Raw genomic sequence first — 585 nt, forward strand, 5'->3', positions numbered from 1 at the left:
GCAACCTTGCTGTCGACTCCGAGCTCGCTTGCGATCTCGTGTACGCGTGGTTTCGCAGCCACAATTCTCCTGTTCCGGGCCTGCACCCGGAAAGGGGCAGGCCGTTAATAACGGACGGGTCTCATTTCGAGCCGCTCATTAGTTATCCATAAGCCAAGTCAGCCTGTTCTCTAGTTGTCTCGCGTCCAGCTGGCTGGTCACGCGAAGGGCACGCCCGAAAGCGCGACGCCTCTGTGCGTCTGTGAAGCACGAGGCGGTCGGATGCAACCACGCCCCCCTCCCGGGGAGAGTAGCAGTTTCATCCACCACAATCTCTGATTCCCGAGCGACGATCCTCAAGAGTGAGGAACGCGAGGCGCGCGAACGGCATCCAATGCACGTTCTAACGGAGTCCATCGTACCCCCTATTCGGCATCCTCCAGAATGCTATCCGGCTGAATGTCGATTTTGGCACCCGTCAGCTTCGCCGCGAGGCGCGCATTCTGACCCTCTTTGCCGATGGCGAGGGAGAGCTGGTAGTCGGGAACAAGGGCGCGAACGGCCTTGATCGACTCGTCGATGACGTACGCACTGGTCACCTTCGCC

At 60.0% G+C, this 585-nt stretch carries 1 protein-coding gene and 1 pseudogene; both read right to left on the minus strand.

Annotated elements, in window-relative coordinates:
- Nucleotides 1-138: 138 nt before the first annotated feature.
- Nucleotides 139-396, minus strand: a complete 258-nt coding sequence (locus JF66_RS22630) for a YlxR family protein (RefSeq protein ID WP_081882064.1) — start codon at nucleotides 394-396, stop codon at nucleotides 139-141.
- An 8-nt stretch (nucleotides 397-404) separates the two neighbouring features.
- A pseudogene (locus JF66_RS22635) lies at nucleotides 405-585 on the minus strand (transcription elongation factor NusA); the annotation flags it as partial.

This window comes from Cryobacterium sp. MLB-32 (assembly GCF_000738085.1).
Taxonomy (GTDB): Bacteria; Actinomycetota; Actinomycetes; order Actinomycetales; family Microbacteriaceae; genus Cryobacterium.

Coding starts and splice junctions, on each gene's coding strand:
- JF66_RS22630 (WP_081882064.1), bottom strand. CDS start 396: ATGGACTCCGTTAGAACGTGCATTGGATGCCGTTCGCGCGCCTCGCGT.